The sequence below is a fragment of the Dyadobacter sp. OTU695 genome, assembly GCF_038440355.1.
In the GTDB taxonomy this organism is placed as follows: Bacteria; Bacteroidota; Bacteroidia; order Cytophagales; family Spirosomataceae; genus Dyadobacter.
Genome location: NZ_JASATN010000001.1, coordinates 105,060 through 123,718, shown reverse-complemented (window position 1 = coordinate 123,718; position 18,659 = coordinate 105,060). Strand labels below are relative to the sequence as shown.

Sequence of the window (18,659 nt, the reverse complement as noted above, 5' to 3'; positions counted from 1 at the left end):
CGGTCAACCGCGTGCTCGACCCAACCATGAAGCATTTTTTTGGCATAGTTTTTGTACAATTAATTGCTCATATAATCTAATATTCTAATCTACACCTAAATCCATGGAACAATCACTGAATTCAATCAAAATCGCGATACTGGTTGCCGATGGATTTGAGCAGGTGGAAATGACCTGCCCCAGAAAAGTCCTAAACCAATGTGGAGCGACAACCCACGTCATTTCACCAAACAAGGACGTTGTCAAAGGATGGAGTCATCTGGATTGGGGCGAGAACCACCACGTCGACGTTCCGCTCGATATGGCGCGTCCCGAATATTACGACGCGCTCCTGCTTCCGGGCGGGGTGATGGGCCTCGATGCATTGAGGGTTAATCAAAAGGCGGTTGACTTTGTCCGCTCGTTCTTTTTTGCAGGGAAACCGGTGGCTGCAATTTGCCACGGCCCGCAAATCCTGATCGATGCCGACGTGGTACTGGGCCGCACGCTTACCTCTTATGCCGCCATCCGGCATGATCTGGAAAATGCCGGCGCGATATGGGTGGACCAGGAAGTGGTGACCAACAACGGCCTCATCACCAGCCGCACAACCGACGATCTTTCGGCTTTTGTCGACACGATGATTAAGGAATTCAATATGGAATTGCATCATTAACCGCACCAGCCACAGATTCAAACGCTTAGCACGAGCATCCCGCAACGGATGCTCTTTTTGTTTCCTTTTAAAGCTAAAATTTTGGTATTTGCCCTTTCATTACCTGGTTTTCGCATGACACTCATTTCGCTTCAAAACGTATCCGTCCGCAAATACGAATCAACAGTCCTCTCTGAAATCAACTGGAATATTGAACAAAGAAAAAACTGGGCGATAGTGGGCCCGAACGGCTCGGGAAAATCGGTGCTGTTGGAAATAATAGCCGGAAAATGGCCAGTGCTATCCGGTAAAATCACCTACGAATGGACAACTCCTGTCCGCGAGAATATCGAACTTGTATCGAACGACTACTCCTTCAACCGCATCGTGAGTGCCGGCGCTGAATACTATCAGCAACGCTTCCATGCGTACGAATCCGAGCGCGCACCCAGCGTGCGTGCGATCCTGACCGACCAGCTGAGGCCGGTGGGGACCGTCGACGATAAGTCTGTGACACTCCCGCCATCCAAAGTAAGTGATGAGGAATTGGCTCGGGTATCTGGGCTGTTATCCATTTCCCACCTGCTCGACCATCCGTTTGTAACGCTTTCTAATGGTGAAACGAGAAGAATGCTGCTGGCGAAATCACTGCTAAAAAAACCGAAGGTGCTAATGCTCGACAATGCATTCAGCGGCCTCGACGTGCATTCCCGGGAAGTGCTGCGCAATGCGTTGACAGAACTGACCAAACAGGGTGTAACGGTAGTCATGGCGACCACGGCCACCGAAATCCCCCCTTGCATTACAGACGTACTGGAACTCGAAGCCGGTAAAGTAATGAGCAAAAAACCTGTGGCACAGTTTAAAACAGCCGGACCCCATATCCCGCATTTCCCGCAGCCCGACCCGCAGAAACTGGCACATTTCGGTCATCCCGAATTTACTGACTTTCAAAATGCCCTGGATTTGCGAAATGTCCGGGTTAAATATGGCGAAGACCAAATTCTTGACGGTGTCAGCTGGAAAATCGCTAAGGGAGAAAAATGGGCCTTATCCGGCCCTAATGGCTCAGGCAAATCAACTTTGCTAAGCATTATCACAGCGGATAATCCGCAGCGTTTTGCGAATGATTATGACCTGTTCGATCAAAAGCGGGGAGGCGCTGGCGCATCGATTTGGGACATCAAGCAAAAGATCGGGCACGTTTCGCCGGAGCTGCATTTATATTTCCCGAGAAATACGACAGTTTTCAAAACCATTGCATCCGGCTTTTTCGACGCTACCGGCGTTTTCTTTAAAAAACTCACCGCAACTCAGATCGAGCGCGTACACGAGGTAGCCGAACTGCTTCACGTGCATGAACTGATCGACAAAGACTTTTCTCAACTATCAAAAGGCCAGCAAAGGATGGTATTGCTGGCGCGGGCTTTGGTTAAAAACCCACCATTGCTCATTCTCGACGAGCCGTGCCAGGGACTGGATGCCGACGCGATCGACTATTTTAAATCGGTTGTGAATGCGATTTGCGATACCGACCAGCGGACATTGATCTACGTTTCGCATTACCCGAATGAGATTCCCAGCTGTGTGACGCATTATCTCAAACTCGAAAAGGGGAAGGTTGTGGAGCGGCAGGTATAGTCAGGGGTTGTCAAGTGTGGTCAGGTGTTGTCAGGTGTAGTCAGGTATTGTCAAGTGTAGTTAGGTATTATCAGAAATTGTTCTGGTTGACCTTGAGAGAAATGAGACTATTCATGACCACTCCTGACTACAAATAACTACTCCCGACCACGTTCCCTAGCGAACCCGTTTTTTAGATTCATCACGATCGAAATCGAACTGCTGCCAAAACCCGGCACATATTGCGCCCGGCCGTAGCCAATCTCGAACCGCTTGATGCGCAACCACGCACCAAAGGAAAAGCCGGCTAATGCGCCACGGTTTACCAGGCGAAGCTCCTGCCTTTTCAAATGATCATATCCCAGCAGGATCCGGAAATTGGGATGTGCCAGTATTTCCGCCCCAAGTGACAAATGCCGACCCAGCTTTTCGGCAACACCAACCTTTTTAGGAAGTTTAGTTCCGTTGATATCGTAGGTATAAAACAAGTTGGGATCATTGTAAACCATATCGAAACGATTCAAATGATGGGCCGTCAGCGACACCCTTACCGGCATATATTGGGGTTTGAAAGTTACTCCCACCCGGATATCCAGCGGCAGTACCGGCGTGTTGCCTCCATGAAAATTCTGTTTTAAAAACCCGAAGTTTTTAGCAACGAAACCAATCGTGAGATCTTCACGCGGGTGCCGGAACGTAACGCCCCAGTCGAAGGCCATTCCCCAGGTCTGGTAACTTTCAATCGATGCGCCTACGAATTTAGCGGTCGCGCCTAATGTAAATGCGCCGAGCGTATGCCCATATCCTGCGGAAAGTCCGTAATCGGCCGCACGGAACTCTCCTACCACATTGCCGACATCATCGGTTTCCTCCATCGTTCCGTAGTTCAGGTATTGCAGCCCGATGGCCCAAATGCCGCCGGTCTTACGTACGCGGTTGGCATACCCCATATTCACGAACTTGGTATCCGCCAGGTATGGCATCAGGTTCAGCGACACATTATTGATCTTCGCCGAATCGAGTAATGCAGGGTTTTGGAGGAACAGTGCAGGGTCGTTCCCCTGGGCGGTGATGTGATTGGAACCCAATGCAGTACTACGCGCCTGGGTAGGCAATTGAAGGAAATCGAGACGGGTGCGACCACCTGTAACCTGTGCGAACGACACATTCCACGGCGAACAAAGCCATGTAATCAGGAAAAGCAAACCGCAGCCTGTCGACCTCATAAACATCCAATAATTTCCCGAATCATTAAAATGCAATTATATTTATAACCGTTCACCAACAAATGTAACCATATCCCCGCATTACATGGAATCCCGATCAGCTGCCGTTTCAAAAAAAGAACTTTTAGACCAAAAAAATGCTGAGGCTGAACTGGGTGGTGGCGAAAACAGGATCCAGGCGCAACACGCAAAAGGCAAACTCACAGCCCGCGAACGCATTTCCATATTGCTCGACAAAGGTTCTTTCGAAGAAATAGGCCGGTTTGTAATGCACCGCAGCAAAGATTTCGGGCTGGACAAAGAGCATTACCTGGGCGACGGCGTCGTAACCGGTTACGGCAAAATCAATGGTCGGCTGGTATATGTATTCGCGCAGGATTTCACGGTTTTCGGCGGGTCGCTTTCGGAAACACATGCCGAGAAAATCTGCAAGCTGATGGACCTGGCTATGAAAAACGGCGCACCACTCATCGGCCTGAACGACTCGGGCGGGGCCCGCATTCAGGAAGGTGTACTCTCGCTGGCAGGTTATGCGGATATTTTTTATAAAAACACATTGGCGTCCGGGGTAATCCCGCAAATCTCGGCCGTAATGGGCCCCTGCGCCGGCGGTGCCGTATATTCACCTGCGATCACTGACTTCATTTTAATGGTCGAAAATACCAGCTACATGTTTGTAACGGGCCCAAACGTCGTCAAGACGGTGACGCACGAAGAAGTAACATCCGAAGAACTGGGCGGCGCAATGACGCACGCTACCAAATCGGGCGTAACCCATTTCGTTTCGGCTAACGAGGTGGAATGCCTGCTGTCTATCAAGAAATTGTTGAGTTACATGCCCCAAAACTGCGAGGACGACGCACCGCGGTATCCCTACACGGCCGGCGACGAGCTCCGTCCCGCACTGAATACCCTCATTCCCGAGAATGCCAACCAGCCTTACGACATGCGGGAAGTGATTGCAGAACTCTCCGATCCCGACAGCTTTTTTGAAGTACACGAAAATTTCGCCGAAAATATCGTTGTCGGCTTCTCACGCATCGCAGGCCGCAGTATCGGCATTGTAGCTAACCAACCTGCCGTGCTGGCAGGCGTTCTCGACATTCACGCAAGCCAGAAAGCAGCAAGATTTGTACGGTTTTGCGATTGTTTCAACATCCCGTTGCTGGTTTTGGAAGATGTTCCCGGATTCCTGCCCGGTACCGATCAGGAGTGGAACGCCATCATCAGTAACGGAGCAAAACTGCTGTATGCATTCTGCGAAGCCACTGTTCCGCGCATTACGGTGATCACGCGCAAAGCGTACGGGGGCGCCTATGATGTAATGAACTCCAAACATATTGGGGCGGATCTGAACTTCGCGTGGCCTTCCGCCGAAATCGCCGTGATGGGCGCGAGCGGTGCGGCTGAAATCATTTTCAAACGCGAGATCGCGCAGGCTGAAAACCCGGCGGGGAAATTGAAAGAGAAAGTGGATGAATACACGACCAAATTTGCCAATCCCTACCGCGCTGCGCACCGGGGCTATATCGATGAGGTGATATATCCCGATCAAACCCGCGCGAAGCTCATCCGGGCCTTCGAAATGCTCGAAAACAAGGTTGCTGTTTTGCCCAAAAAGAAGCACGGCAATATTCCATTGTAACGAGCACGCAGAGCGTATTGGCCATTTTGCACCATTTTACAGTGGATTCCGAAGCATTACCCAATTAATATCGGGGAATGCCGGGGAATGCTTTGGCGCCTTCTGAATATTGTCATAATTTCACCAGCACTTAACCATCATTTTTTCCTAAAGAACCTTAACGAATGAAAGAAGAGAAAGGAACTTCCGCGTCCCGGGAAAGCGCCTCCGGAGGGAGCCCCTCGCGAAGGAGCTTTATCAAAGGCTCGCTTGCGACGCTGGCTACGTTTTCGATCGTTCCCCGTCATGTGCTGGGGAAGGGTTACCTCGCTCCAAGCGACACGCTCACGAAAGCCATCGTCGGCACAGGCTCCATGGGCCGCGGCCACATCCCTTACGCAGGCACCAAAGTGGTTGCATTGTGTGATGTGGATAAAAAACACCTCGACATTGCCGTCAACATGGTGGAAAAGGGCGTAAAAACCTTTTCTGACTACCGCGAACTGATCCAGCTTCCCGAAGTGGATATCGTGCACGTGGCAACCCCTCCGCATTGGCACGGCATCATCGCCGCCGACGCTGCCCGTGCCGGCAAGGACGTTTGGTGCGAAAAACCTATGACCCGTACAATCGGTGAAGGAAAGCGCCTTGTAGAGGCCGTCCAGCAGCACGGAAGGGTTTTCCGCCTTAATACCTGGTTCCGTTTTGAAAGCAATTTCTACGGAATGAATACCACTGTTAAGCCCATTAAAAAGCTCGTTCAGAGCGGCTTGCTCGGCTGGCCGTTGAAAGTGACTGTGAGCAAGCATACCGGCTTCGACTGGAAATTTTATTGGGTAGGTAAAACAAACAATGCCCCTCAATCGGTACCGGCCGAACTCGACTATGATATGTGGCTCGGACCAGCTCCTTACAAACCATACAGCGAGCACCGCGTGCACCAGACATTCCGCGGATACTGGGATTACGATGGCGGCGGTCTCGGCGATATGGGCCAGCATTACATCGACCCCATTCAGTATTTCCTCGGCAAAGACGATACCAGCCCGGTGAGCGTGGAAGTAGATGCGCCTCAGCAGCATACCGAAGCTGTTGGTACCTGGCGCCGCATTACCTACACCTACGCCGATGGCTGCCAGATCGTGCTCGACGGTGAAGCCAAAGACGAGAAGGTCGCATACATTGAAGGTCCGAAAGGCAAGTTGTATCCTAATTTTAAATCGGATATCCCTGATCTGGAAAAGAAACTCGCCGCATTCCCCGATCCGGAACCGCAGGTTACGGACTTTGTGGACGCCGTTAAAAACCGTAAGAAATTCGCACTGAACGAAGAAAACGGTCACCGCTCCTGTACGATCGTCAATATGGGCCTCATCGCACTGCGCCTGGGCCGCTCGCTGAAATTCGATCCTGACAAGCAGGAATTTGTCGACGACGAAGGTGCAAACCGGCTGATCAACCAGCCTATGCGCGCTCCTTGGACCATTTAAGAACCTAACAGCTAAGCTGCAAGCTGCGGCTCACAGCACCGGCATATCCGATGAAAAAAAGACTATACCCTATTCTGGCCCTCTGTCTGGCAAGTTCTCAGCTGATGGCCCAAACCGACAATTCGCTTGATGCCAAAGTCAAGGCGGTCTTGTCAAAATTTCCTTCTCAGAACGAGGCGGCATTGAAGAAAAACATGGAGGAACTCGCACAGCTTGGTAAGCCCGGCCTGGTGCAGATCGCGTCCATGCTCACGCCGCTTGGTAAGGGAGATAATACCAAAATCCAGTTCGCTTTGGGCGGATTTACCTACTATGCTTCGCAGGCTGGCAAGGAGGCATTACGGAAGGATGCCGCGGAGGCTTATAGCGAAGCATTGTCCAAAGTAAATGACCCTGACAGCAAAAATTTCCTCATTTACCAGCTTCAAACAGTAGGTAAGGACGAATCGGTGGAAGTTTTAAAAGGTTACCTTAAAGACGAAAGACTTTCGCAACCTGCCGCACGGACATTGTCGCGCATTGGCACACCGGCAGCAGGTGCTGCGTTGCTGCAGGCACTGGGTAATGCCGGTGGAAGCGCGCAACTCGCTATTACAGAGGCGCTGGGTGGTGCTCATTATAAAGAAGCTGCGCCTGCTATCGAAAAAACCGCAGCCAGCTCCGAGTTGAACCTACGAAAGGTGAGCCTGTACGCACTTTCTGAAATTGGTGCCCCTTCGTCGGAAAGCATTCTGGTGGGAGCCGCGCAAAAGGCATCCTTCGGCTACGACGAATCGGATGCCACCGCAGTTTACCTCAAATACCTTGCGCACCTGGCCGCAAACGGCAATAATGCCCCGGCCGAAAAAGCCGCTCTCGCGCTGATCAAAGCAACGCCCGAAGTGAAGCAATCCGCGACACGCTCTGCGGCATTGAAGATTTATTCGGATATCAAAAAGAGGGAATCCGTGCCTGTGCTGGTAAGCGCATTGCAAAGCACCGACGCTCAATATCGTGCCGCGGCGTTGAAACTCGGACAGAAATACCTCATGGCCGATGGCACTACCCCGTGGCTGAATGCATTCAAAAAGGCCAATCCAACCGTTCGGGCGGAGATCATTACGATGCTCGGCCGTGCAGAATCGAAAGATGCATTGCCGGTAGTATTGAAAGCGCTTTCCTCTAAGGATAGCAAAGTCAGGACAGCGGCGATTTGGGCAGCCGGCAGAATAGGCCAGGAAAACAGCGTTGCAAAGCTGATCCCAGTTTTGAAAACTGCTAATGCAGATGAGATCGCAACGGTAAAAAACAGCCTGTTGACCATCAAAGGCGCTTCGCTGGTCGACCAGGTAGCAACGGCAGTCCCTACCCTCCCTGCACCTGCACAGGCGGCGTTGATTGATGTGCTGGCGGCGCGTTCGGCCAGTTCCAAGCTACCGGTCGTTTCGGCCCAATTGAAGAGCACGAACCCGGAAGTGAGGAAAGCAGTATTCAATGCGTTGAAATCGCTAGCTACCGGCAACGACCTACCTCAATTGTATGCACTATTGAATGGTGTCAACACCGCCGAAGAGGTCATAGCCACGCAGCAGGCGATCAGTGCGGCTATCAAGGAAACCGGCGATACGAACAGTCAGACAGAAGCTGTTTTGAAACAAATGCAGGCTTCTCCTGCTGATAAACAAGGCAACTATCTTGCGATACTGGCGAGCATCGGTGGCAAAAAAGCATTGGCTTCGGTAGTGGAAGCTTCCACCAAAGGCGACGCGATCCAAAAGAAATCGGCTATTGCGGCACTTTCGGCATGGGCAGATGCGAGCGCGGCCAAGGAATTGCTTGCCATTGCGCGGAGTACCAATGACGCCGACGATTTCAACTCAGCATTGATGGGCTATGTAGGGGCAACGGCAAAATCCGGTAAGACAGCGGCCAATAAAGTAATCATGCTTCGCGAAGCACTCGCTATCGCCAAAACAGATGCTCAGAAAGATGCGATTTTGAAAGAATTGGGAAGAAACCGGACTTTCAATGCGTTATTGCTGGCGGGCAAATACCTGGACAACCCGGCCACGCAGCAAGCAGCGGCGCAAGCAGTTATGAGCATTGCATTATCCAATAAAAACCTGTACAGTGCTGAAATCCGCGAGCTTTTGACCAAAGCAGCTCCCATCCTGAAAGGCCAGGACGCCGATTATCAGAGAGAATCGATCCGCAAGCATCTGGCAGAAATGCCTGCCGACGAAGGCTTCGTTTCGTTGTTCAACGGTAAAGACCTTGCCGGATGGAAAGGGTTGGTACAGAATCCGATCGCCCGCCGCAAAATGAGCGCCGACTCGCTGGCTTTCAAGCAGAAAAAAGCAGATGAAGCAGCATTCAAGGATTGGTTTGCCAAAGACGGCGAACTCGTTTTCTCGGGTCATGGCGATAACCTCTGCACGGTGAAACAATACGGTGATTTTGAAATGTACGTCGATTGGAAGATCCAGAAGGACGGTGACGCGGGCATTTACCTTCGCGGCACGCCCCAGGTGCAGATCTGGGATACCTCACGTGTGAGCGTAGGTGCGCAGGTGGGCTCGGGAGGGCTTTATAATAACCAGAAAAACCCAAGCAAGCCTTCCAAAGTAGCCGATAATGCGATCGGCGAATGGAACACCTTCCATATTACCATGATCGGCGACCGCGTATCGGTCGACCTGAACGGAGAGAATGTAGTAGACAATGTGGTGCTGGAAAACTACTGGGACCGTAACCTGCCGATTTTTGCCCAAGAGCAACTTGAATTACAGGCGCACGGAAACGAAATCCATTACCGCGACATTTACGTCCGCGAAATCCCCCGTCCGGAATTTACATTGCCGGAAGCCGAGCAGAAAGACGACTTCAAAGTATTGTTTGACGGCACCAATATGTTTGAGTGGGTTGGCAACAAGACCGACTATTTCATCCAGAACGGTGAGCTCGTCGTTGACCCTAAAAAGGGCGGCAAAGGTAACCTGTACACGAAAGATGAATACAGCGACTTTGATTTCCGCTTCGAGTTCCAGCTTACGCCGGGAGCCAACAATGGTCTGGGCATCCGGACACCCATGGAAGGCGACGCCGCCTACGTCGGTACTGAAATCCAGATCCTGGACAATGACGCCGATATCTATAAGGACCTGCATGAATACCAGTACCACGGCTCGGCATATGGCATTATTCCTGCCAAAAGGGGCTATCTGAAACCGGTTGGCGAATGGAACTACGAAGAAGTACGCGTGCAGGGCTCGAAAATTAAAGTAACCCTGAACGGCACGGTTATCCTCGACGGCGATCTCGCCGAGGCCAGCAAGAACGGCACGGCCGACCATAAAGACCACCCGGGGTTGAAAAGAACGAGTGGGCACCTCGGATTCCTGGGCCACGGCTCCGAACTGAAATTCAGGAATATCCGCGTTAAAGACCTGACCAAAATGGCTCCCGAGCCGGTTGAGACAGGAAAGAAAAAAGCTAAGAAGAAAAAGTGATAAAAATGCCCCGCGAAGATTGCGGGGCACTTTTATTTTCGTACATTTAGTACAAAATTATACTGAAACCAGTAGATATTTAAATTATCATGAAAAAGCACACACCTAAACCATACCCCGAGAGCGACGATGCTCCGGGCACTTTTAATGAACCTTATGCGGCCTACCATGGCGCGCAGCATCCGGGCATCATCTTCAAATCAGCATTGCAACGCCCGGAAAGCCAGATGACCGGCTTCCAGAAAATCGATATGATCCGGAGGGGCATCAGCAAGACCGACTTTGAGCGCTTCAAGGACAAAGCGGGGCTGGATTATGACCAAATGGCGAACGCACTATCGGTGGCGCGCGCGACGCTCATCAACAAAAAGGGCGAAGACAAATTCAATCAGGCTTTGAGTGAGCGCATTGTAAGCTTGGCGGATATTTATTCCTACGGATATGAAGTTTTTGAAGACATAGGGCGGTTTAATAGCTGGGTTTTCAGGCCCAATCAGGCTTTGGGCGGTCAGCGGCCATTTGATTTTCTGGACAATCAGTTTGGCCGCGAAGAGGTCAAGAACCTGATCGGCCGGATCGACTACGGCGTTTATTCCTAAGAGCCGTAGCCTATGATCGTTTACAGAGTCGGTCGCACGCGTTACGCCAGCGACCTCGATGGCGAGGGGGCACGGCTGCACGGCGGCCGCTGGAACCACCCGCTTACACCCTGCATTTACACATCCGAAAGCCGCGCGCTGGCATTACTGGAATATACAGCCAACGTCAATATCGACGATATCCCAAGAGCCCTCAGCATTACCACATTTCAGATAGACCCTGCCTTCCTGATCGAATTGCCCGTAAGTGCATTACCAGGGGACTGGAAAAATGCCCCCGCACCGGCCTCGACGAAGGATTTTGGCACTGCATTACTGCGAAAAGCCGACTACGGGATCATTAAAATCCCTTCGGCGATCATGGACGACGAATTCAATTACCTACTCAACCCACTTTTCCGCAAAGTGCTGATCTACTCCATTCAATCGGTCCGGGACTTCGTTTATGATGTAAGACTCAAATTATAGAAAAAAATTAAAAAATGCCCCCTTGGATCACTTTGGGCAATTTTATTTAGCTTTGATATAATAATCAGAAAATCAAGATCAAGAATAGTAAATAAGCCTAGTTTGGCTCTTGATATGAAAATGAATCTCTGTTCGAAACCGACAGATCTTATTTTCAAAATCAAACTATATGAAAACCAAACATTTCCTGCTCGTAACACTTCTATCTTCATTCTCAGCCCTATCAACTCAGGCACAACATTCGCTTACCCAGCTGTGGTCGTCAGAAGCCACCCTGCCGGTTCCTGAGTCGGTGCTGTACAGTGCGTCGGGCAAAGCCATATATGTAGCACAGATCGATGGCAAGGCTGGTGAGAAGGATGGTAAGGGCGGGATAGCCAAAGTTGGCCTGGACGGCAAGATTATCGCACAGGATTGGGTAACCGGCCTGAATGCACCGAAGGGAATGGGCATTAAAGGCGGCAAATTATTTGTCGCCGATGTTACCGAGGTGGTGGAGATCGATATCAAATCGGGCAAAATTGACAAAAAGCATGAAATCGAAGGCGCCAAATTCCTGAACGACCTTACTATCGACTCCAAAGGCACTATTTATGTCTCAGACTCTGATACTAAGAAGGTACATGCAATCAAAGACGGCAAGATATCGACCTATTTCGAAGACCTGACGCGCCCGAATGGTTTGCTGGCAGTGGGCAGTGACCTTTTGATCGCCGACAATGGCACTTTGAAAAAATTGACGCCTTCTAAGCAAATTACTGTTATCGCCGAAGGAATGGACAAAAGTACCGATGGAATCGAACAGGTGAAGCCCGGAGAATACATCGTTTCGTGCTGGGCTGGTATGGTGTATTACGTGAAATCGGACGGAACGACAGAGAAATTGCTCGATACGAGCGCTGAAAAAACAAACTCTGCCGATATCGGTTACGACCCCGTGAAGAAGATCGTTTACGTCCCGACTTTCATGAAAAACAATGTCGTGGCTTATCAATTAAAGTAAATATATTTATTACATCTAAATCAATAAAAAACAAGGCGTTTCATGGACATTTTTGTTGGGAGTCTTTCTTTTAAGTTAAAGGAAAGCGAGCTGCGTGAAGCTTTCGAAAAGTATGGCAAAGTTAGCTCGGCGAAAATTATCATTGACAAGATCACGCGTCAAAGCAAAGGTTTCGGGTTCGTAGAAATGCCCGATGAAGTGGAGGCCAGAGCCGCCATTAATGCATTGAATGGGGCAGACATGTATGGCAGACCGCTGGTTGTGAATGAATCCCAAAAGAGAGAACCCAGAGGCGACAGCGGAGCTCCCCGGCCCGACAACCGCAACCGGGAAGGCTTTAACCGGCCACGACCGGCGGGAAACGACGCTCCTGGCAGCAGAGCACCGTATACGGCAGATAGAAATACAGGAAGAGACTACGTCCGGACCGAACCGCTTGACGATGACGATCAGGATGATGACGATACTCCGGGCATTCCTCCGGCCAAGCCAGTTGAACGCAGCTTTGGCGAACGGAGCTTTTCAGGAGGTGGGGCCAACTTCCGCCAGCCCGACAAGCAGCGCGACAAAGGGCATCACGACCGCGGACATGACCACAATCGTCACCAGGGAGGCAAGCCTAAAATGGAGGACCGTTATACCTCCAAAAAAGGTGGCGGCGGCTCAAAAGATTACAGCCGCAGGTATGGCAGCAGCGACGACGATTGGGATTGATATAATAGAAAAAAGGCCTGCAAGTGAAAAAACTTGCAGGCCTTTTTTCTATTTCCTGAATATGAAGTAAACCGCCAGGACCAAAAAGAGGAACCCTACAAAGTGGTTCCATCGGAAAGTCTCCGTTTTGAAAAAGACCAGGGTGAAAATCGTAAAAATCACCAGCGTGATCACTTCCTGGATTACTTTCAGCTCGACTAATGAAAACGGCCCGCCATTCTCTTTAAAACCGATCCTGTTGGCAGGTACCTGGAAGCAGTATTCAAACAGGGCTATTCCCCAACTGATGAGGATCACGGAGAACAGCCCGAGTTTACTAAACCAACCCATTTCCTTGAATTTCAAGTGCCCGTACCATGCCATCGTCATGAAAGCGTTGGACAATATCAAAAGGCCAATGGTCAGAAAGGATTTCATGCAGTTGCCTTTATTTTGTTATCTCTGAAGAAAAGTACAAAAAGGACCAGTACCACCGCGGCAATGCCGGCAGGCACCATCCAGATCGACGTCCAGTTCTTCACATTGTCGACCGTGTACATATCCGCTACCACACCGGAAATCCACGAACCGATGCCCATACCGATACCGTAGGTAGCGATGGAGATCAGTCCCTGTGCCGACGATCTGTATTGTTCGCCAGCCTTGCTATCGGTATAAATCTGGCCTGTTACAAAGAAGAAGTCATAACAAACACCATGCAGCACGATTGCCAGGTAAAGCAGCCATTCGCTGGAAGCATCGCCATAGCCGAAGCCGATGAAACGGATGATCCATGCGACAAGTCCTACTACCAGCATCCATTTCACACCAAAACGTGCGAAGGCAAGCGGAATAAGCAACATGAATACTACTTCCGACGCTTGCCCCAAAGACATTTTATTTTCTACATTGGTCATACCTGAGTCGGTAAGCGATGGGTTTGCCATGGCGTAATAGAACGACAGCGGGATACAGATCAGCAGCGAGGAAATGAAGAAGATCGCGAAAGACCGGTCTTTGAACAATTTGAATGCGTCCAGGCCCAGGATATCCGAAAACGAAGTGTGTGAAGTCGGTTTTGGAGGGGTATCAGGCAAAAAGAACGAGTATACACCCAGAAATGCAGCCGTGAACATGGAAATTTTGAAGATCAACGCGGTACCGCCGATTTCATAGTAACCGATAATGTTCGTCACGGCGATCCACGCTACTGTTCCCATCACGCGGATTGCGGGGAAGTCCTTTTCGGAATTGGTAACCTGCTGCATGGCTATGGAGGTCGTCAGCGACATTGCAGGAGCAAACGTGATGCAATAGGCTAGTATTACCCAGAAAAATGTGTCGGGGTCTTTAACTTCCGACAGCACATACAAAATTGCCGCCCCGGCGAGACTCAGCACCCCCAATACCTTTTGTGCTGCGAAGTAACGGTCGGCGATCATTCCCACAAAGAATGGCGCGATGATCATGGCGATGGAAAAAGCCGCGTAAGCATTTCCCACCTGGGTGCCGGTTGCCCCCAATTCGGTAAACATATACTTGCTCATTTGCCCGTACCACGAGCCCCATACAAAATAGAGCAGGAACATCATGGCCATCAACTGAAAGCGGGTCGAGTTTTTCATAAACTAGGTTAGCGGTTATAGGAGATTGATTGGTATAACATTAAAGATAGATTTATTTCTTGACGAGCTTCTGGAACTCGTTCAGTTTCAGCAATGCTTCAATGGGCGACAATGTATTGACGTCCACCAGCAGAAGTTTCTCTTTCAATTCTTCCAGCCTCGGATCGGCGGGTTCGAATATGCTCAGCTGAAAATTGTTTTTAGGAATTTCCTTTACGCGCTTTTTGTGCTCATGCGCAACGTGGTCTTTTTCAAGATGCTGCATGATTTCGCTCGCGCGGAGGACGATCGGCTGCGGCATACCTGCGATCTGTGCCACGTGTATACCGAAACTGTGCGCACTGCCGCCCGGTTTCAGCTTTCGTAGGAAAACCACCTTATTGTCCACTTCCTTTACGGCCACATTGAAGTTTTTGATGCGCGGAAAATCTTCGGCCAACTGATTCAATTCGTGGTAGTGGGTTGCAAAAAGCGTTTTGGGCCTGCAATTGGACTGGCTATGAAGGTACTCGGTAATGGCCCAGGCGATGGAAACACCATCGTAAGTGCTCGTTCCTCGACCGATCTCATCCATTAACACCAGGCTTTTGCTGCTCAGGTTGTTCAGGATGCTGGCCGTTTCCGTCATCTCGACCATGAATGTACTTTCTCCTTTACTAAGGTTGTCGCTGGCTCCTACCCTCGTGAAAACCTTGTCCACCAACCCTATTGTGGCCGATTTGGCAGGAACGAAACAACCCATTTGCGCCATCAGCACAATGAGCGCCGTCTGGCGGAGCAATGCGGATTTACCGGCCATGTTCGGACCGGTGATGATGATGATCTGCTGGCTGGAATCGTCGAGATAAACGTCGTTCGGTATGTAATTTTCCCCAACGGGCAATTGCTGCTCGATCACCGGGTGGCGGCCCTCCCTGATATCCAACTCGTTACCATCGCTGATAACCGGTCGGATATATTTGTTTTTCCTGGCTACCACAGCAAATGAGCTCAGCACATCCAGCGCGGAGATCATCTGCGCATTCTGCTGAATAGCTGCCACATATTCCGAGGCCTTTTGAACAATTTCACTGAATATCCTGAACTCGATCGTCGAAATACGGTCCTCCGCATTCATGATCTTTTCCTCGTATTCTTTCAGCTCGGGGGTAATGTATCGTTCCGCATTCACGAGCGTCTGCTTGCGGATCCAATCGGAAGGGACCTTATTCTGGTGAACATGGGTAACTTCGAGGTAGTAGCCAAAAACCTTATTGTACGCGATTTTAAGGGAGCCAATGCCCGTCCGCTCGATCTCCCGATTCTGAAGTTTGATCAGATAATCCTTGCCTTCGTAGGAAATAGCATGCAATTCGTCCAATTCGCTGTCCACGCCGCTTTGTATCATCCTGCCCTGGTTGGACAGCACAGGTGCGTCTTCGCGGAGCTCCCGTTCGATCTTCCCGACCAATGCTTCGCAGGCATCGAGCTGATCGGCGAACTTGTCCAGTATACCGCCCGCCAAAAGGTCTTTCACGGGCGCGATCTGTTTCAGGGATTTTTTAAGCTGAACCAATTCCCGCGGATTGATACGCCTCACCGCCACTTTGGAAATCAGGCGTTCCAGGTCGCCGATCTGTTTGAAATACCCTACAAGCGATTCATGAAGCTCCTCGTGTGTGAGGAAATGTGCAACTGCGCCGAGGCGCTCTTCAATTGGCGCCTTGTCTTTCAGCGGCAGCACCATCCATTTCCGTAGCTGCCTGGCACCCATCGGCGTCACCGTATAATCCAGGATATCGATCAGTGGAACACCGCCTTCCTGCTGGGCATATACAAGTTCGAGGTTACGTACTGTGAAACGATCGAGCCACACATATTTCTCCTCTTCCAACCGCGTAATGCGGCTGATATGCGCCACTTCTCTGTGCTCGGTCTCGCGCAGGTAATGCAGTATCACGCCGGCAGCGATGATGCCGAGCGGCAGCGATTCAATGCCGTAACCTTTTAAAGTCGACGTCTGAAAATGCCCGGTAAGCTGCTCATAACCATAATCATAGCCGAAGCACCAGTCTTCCAGGTGAAAAGTATGGTATTTACCTCCGAACAACTCGTTGAATTCCTGCTTGTGCTTTTTGCAGTAAAGCACTTCTGCCGGACCGAAGCCCTGCAACATTTTATCAATATAGGCTGCGTTGCCCTGGGAAGCCATAAACTCGCCCGTCGAAATATCGAGGAAAGCGATCCCGTAAAGGCCGTCGGAACCGACATGAATAGCCGCCAGGTAATTGTTTTTGCGGATATCGAGTACATTGTCGTTGAAAGACACTCCCGGAGTTACCAGTTCGGTAACACCGCGTTTCACGATGCCCTTTGCCGTTGCGGGGTCTTCGAGCTGGTCGCAAATGGCCACGCGCTCGCCGGCACGGACGAGTTTGGGCAGGTAATTATCCAGTGAATGGTGTGGGAACCCCGCCAGCTCTTCATGCGAGCCGCCATTATTCCGGCGCGTAAGCACAATGCCTAAAATTTTGGAAGCCCTTACCGCGTCCTCCCCGAAAGTCTCATAAAAATCACCAACCCTGAAAAGCAGGAGCGCTCCCGGGTATTGGGCTTTGATCTGATTGTATTGTTTATTAAGCGGAGTTTCTTTGTGTGCCTTTGCCAATTATCAGCCTAATTTTAAGAACAAGGATTTGTACAAAATTAAGCCTTCTCTCCGGTTTGGCAAGTCAGGGCAAATGATTTATAGCCTCGTCAAAAGGTCCTTTCATAAAAAAGTTTAGCCTCTTTTGGCGTAACTTCCCATACGTCCCCCGGTTTAGGAAAATTTGTTCCCTTATCCGCCAATGAAATTTTTCCGATAGACCATCGCAGCAGCCGGAGCGTCGGGAAACCGACCGCCGCCGTCATCCTCCGGACCTGCCGGTTCTTGCCTTCATGCAATGTAACCGACAGCCACGAAGTAGGGATACTCTTCCTGAAACGGATCGGCGGATTGCGCTCGGGCAGCTGGGGTTCTTCTATTTTCGACACCGTCGCGGGTAACGTCTTGTATTGTTTTCCATTGACGGAGATCGTCACTCCACTTGAAAGCTGGCGGCAAGCCTCGTCGGTCACCTCGCCTTCGACCTGCACATAATACGTGCGTGTATGCCTGTTGCGAGGTTCGAGGAGTTTTGTTTTGAGGAAATTGTCATTGGTCAAAAGCAAAAGCCCTTCGCTATCCGCGTCGAGGCGGCCAACGGGGTAAATGTCTTTGGCAAATATAAAATCGAGATCGGCTAACGTCTGATGATCACCCTCGCGGGAGAATTGCGAGAGCATTCCGAAAGGCTTGTAGATGAGGAAGTATTGGAACATCTGGTTTTTACCTCTATCAAATTTAAACAAATATCGGCGCTATTGAAAACCGCATTAGGACCAATGCCCTACTCAATTTCCAACCATACCGGACAGTGGTCCGAATGGACGGCGTCGTTGTACTGGCGGCTGGCGATGATTCGGTCTTTGATCGGCTCGGCGACGGAAATGTAATCGATACGCCAGCCCTTGTTATTGCCGCGGGCACCGGCGCGGTAGGTCCACCAGGAATATTGGCGCAGCGTCGGGTTCATGAAGCGGAATGCGTCGGTGTAGCCGTTCGCAAACCATTCGCTCATCCAGGCGCGCTCTTCAGGCAGGAAACCCGACGACTTGCGGTTTCGGATCGGGTCGTGAATATCGATTTCAGTGTGGGCGATATTATAGTCTCCGCAAATGATCAGGTTAGGCCGCTCTTTTTTCAATTCATTTACCCAAATATAAAAATCGGCCAGGAAGCGCATTTTAACGCTCTGTCTTACGTCTCCGCTGGTACCGGACGGAAAATAGCAGTTCAGCACGGTGATATCTCCGAAATCCGCACGCAATACACGGCCTTCCGAATCATATGCCGGAATCCCACAACCGGCGACGACGTTATCAGGTTTGATTTTGGAAAATATGGCCACGCCGCTATAACCTTTTTTCTCCGCCGCATGCCAGCCCGCCAGCTCGTAACCCAGCGCCCGGAAGCCCGACAGATCGACTACATCCGGGGTTGCTTTTACCTCCTGAAAACAAAGGATATCGGCCGGTGTCGTTTGAAGCCAGTCGAGCAGACCATTTTTTAATGCGGCGCGGATGCCGTTCAGATTGTAGGTAAGTATTTGCATAAATGAGGGTAGCC

15 protein-coding genes are annotated in these 18,659 nt (G+C 50.6%); 9 read left to right on the top strand and 6 right to left on the bottom strand.

Annotated elements, in window-relative coordinates; translation table 11 throughout:
* Nucleotides 1–103 precede the first annotated feature (103 nt).
* On the top strand, nt 104–655 hold the full coding sequence (locus AAHB90_RS00525; protein WP_342082949.1) for a type 1 glutamine amidotransferase domain-containing protein: 552 nt from the start codon (nt 104–106) through the stop codon (nt 653–655).
* Between the two features lie 114 nt (nt 656–769).
* Nucleotides 770–2,275: an ATP-binding cassette domain-containing protein gene (locus AAHB90_RS00520; RefSeq protein ID WP_342082948.1), complete on the top strand. Its 1,506-nt coding sequence runs from the start codon at nt 770–772 to the stop codon at nt 2,273–2,275.
* Between the two features lie 137 nt (nt 2,276–2,412).
* Here AAHB90_RS00520 and porQ read toward each other — a convergent pair whose 3' ends face one another.
* Nucleotides 2,413–3,480 (bottom strand): type IX secretion system protein PorQ, encoded by a 1,068-nt coding sequence (porQ, locus tag AAHB90_RS00515; protein ID WP_342082947.1) that lies wholly within the window; start codon nt 3,478–3,480, stop codon nt 2,413–2,415.
* Nucleotides 3,481–3,565: 85 nt separating this feature from the next.
* On the opposite strand from porQ, the gene AAHB90_RS00510 reads away from it, so the two are divergent.
* The 7 genes from AAHB90_RS00510 to AAHB90_RS00480 all read left to right on the top strand — a co-directional run bounded on the left by AAHB90_RS00510 (nt 3,566) and on the right by AAHB90_RS00480 (nt 12,866).
* Nucleotides 3,566–5,125 (top strand): acyl-CoA carboxylase subunit beta, encoded by a 1,560-nt coding sequence (locus tag AAHB90_RS00510; RefSeq protein ID WP_342082946.1) that lies wholly within the window; start codon nt 3,566–3,568, stop codon nt 5,123–5,125.
* 164 nt (nt 5,126–5,289) lie between these two features.
* Complete coding sequence (locus AAHB90_RS00505) at nt 5,290–6,594, top strand: Gfo/Idh/MocA family oxidoreductase (protein WP_342082945.1); 1,305 nt, start codon at nt 5,290–5,292, stop codon at nt 6,592–6,594.
* Between the two features lie 50 nt (nt 6,595–6,644).
* Nucleotides 6,645–10,082 (top strand): DUF1080 domain-containing protein, encoded by a 3,438-nt coding sequence (locus tag AAHB90_RS00500; protein WP_342082944.1) that lies wholly within the window; start codon nt 6,645–6,647, stop codon nt 10,080–10,082.
* A gap of 89 nt (nt 10,083–10,171) precedes the next feature.
* A complete protein-coding gene (gene parS / locus AAHB90_RS00495) occupies nt 10,172–10,681 on the top strand; it encodes a type II RES/Xre toxin-antitoxin system antitoxin (protein WP_342082943.1) in 510 nt (169 codons plus the stop codon).
* A 12-nt stretch (nt 10,682–10,693) separates the two neighbouring features.
* The gene (locus tag AAHB90_RS00490; RefSeq protein WP_342082942.1) at nt 10,694–11,149 is read left to right on the top strand and encodes an RES family NAD+ phosphorylase; all 456 of its coding nucleotides are present in this window, start codon (nt 10,694–10,696) and stop codon (nt 11,147–11,149) included.
* A 169-nt stretch (nt 11,150–11,318) separates the two neighbouring features.
* A complete protein-coding gene (locus AAHB90_RS00485) occupies nt 11,319–12,152 on the top strand; it encodes an SMP-30/gluconolactonase/LRE family protein (protein WP_342082941.1) in 834 nt (277 codons plus the stop codon).
* 42 nt (nt 12,153–12,194) lie between these two features.
* Nucleotides 12,195–12,866 carry an RNA-binding protein gene (locus AAHB90_RS00480; RefSeq protein ID WP_342082940.1) on the top strand — a complete coding sequence of 224 codons (672 nt, stop codon included), beginning with the start codon at nt 12,195–12,197 and terminating at the stop codon, nt 12,864–12,866.
* Between the two features lie 48 nt (nt 12,867–12,914).
* On the opposite strand, the gene AAHB90_RS00475 is transcribed toward AAHB90_RS00480, so the two are convergent.
* The 5 genes from AAHB90_RS00475 to AAHB90_RS00455 all read right to left on the bottom strand — a co-directional run bounded on the left by AAHB90_RS00475 (nt 12,915) and on the right by AAHB90_RS00455 (nt 18,645).
* Nucleotides 12,915–13,283, bottom strand: a complete 369-nt coding sequence (locus tag AAHB90_RS00475) for a DMT family protein (RefSeq protein ID WP_342082939.1) — start codon at nt 13,281–13,283, stop codon at nt 12,915–12,917.
* Nucleotides 13,280–14,470: an MFS transporter gene (locus tag AAHB90_RS00470; RefSeq protein WP_342082938.1), complete on the bottom strand. Its 1,191-nt coding sequence runs from the start codon at nt 14,468–14,470 to the stop codon at nt 13,280–13,282. The genes AAHB90_RS00475 and AAHB90_RS00470 overlap by 4 nt, the downstream gene beginning before the upstream one ends.
* A 52-nt stretch (nt 14,471–14,522) precedes the next feature.
* Nucleotides 14,523–17,117, bottom strand: a complete 2,595-nt coding sequence (gene mutS / locus AAHB90_RS00465; protein ID WP_342082937.1) for a DNA mismatch repair protein MutS — start codon at nt 17,115–17,117, stop codon at nt 14,523–14,525.
* A gap of 89 nt (nt 17,118–17,206) precedes the next feature.
* Nucleotides 17,207–17,812 (bottom strand): pseudouridine synthase, encoded by a 606-nt coding sequence (locus tag AAHB90_RS00460; RefSeq protein WP_342082936.1) that lies wholly within the window; start codon nt 17,810–17,812, stop codon nt 17,207–17,209.
* Nucleotides 17,813–17,880: 68 nt separating this feature from the next.
* The gene (locus AAHB90_RS00455) at nt 17,881–18,645 is read right to left on the bottom strand and encodes an exodeoxyribonuclease III (RefSeq protein ID WP_342082935.1); all 765 of its coding nucleotides are present in this window, start codon (nt 18,643–18,645) and stop codon (nt 17,881–17,883) included.
* Nucleotides 18,646–18,659: the final 14 nt, after the last annotated feature.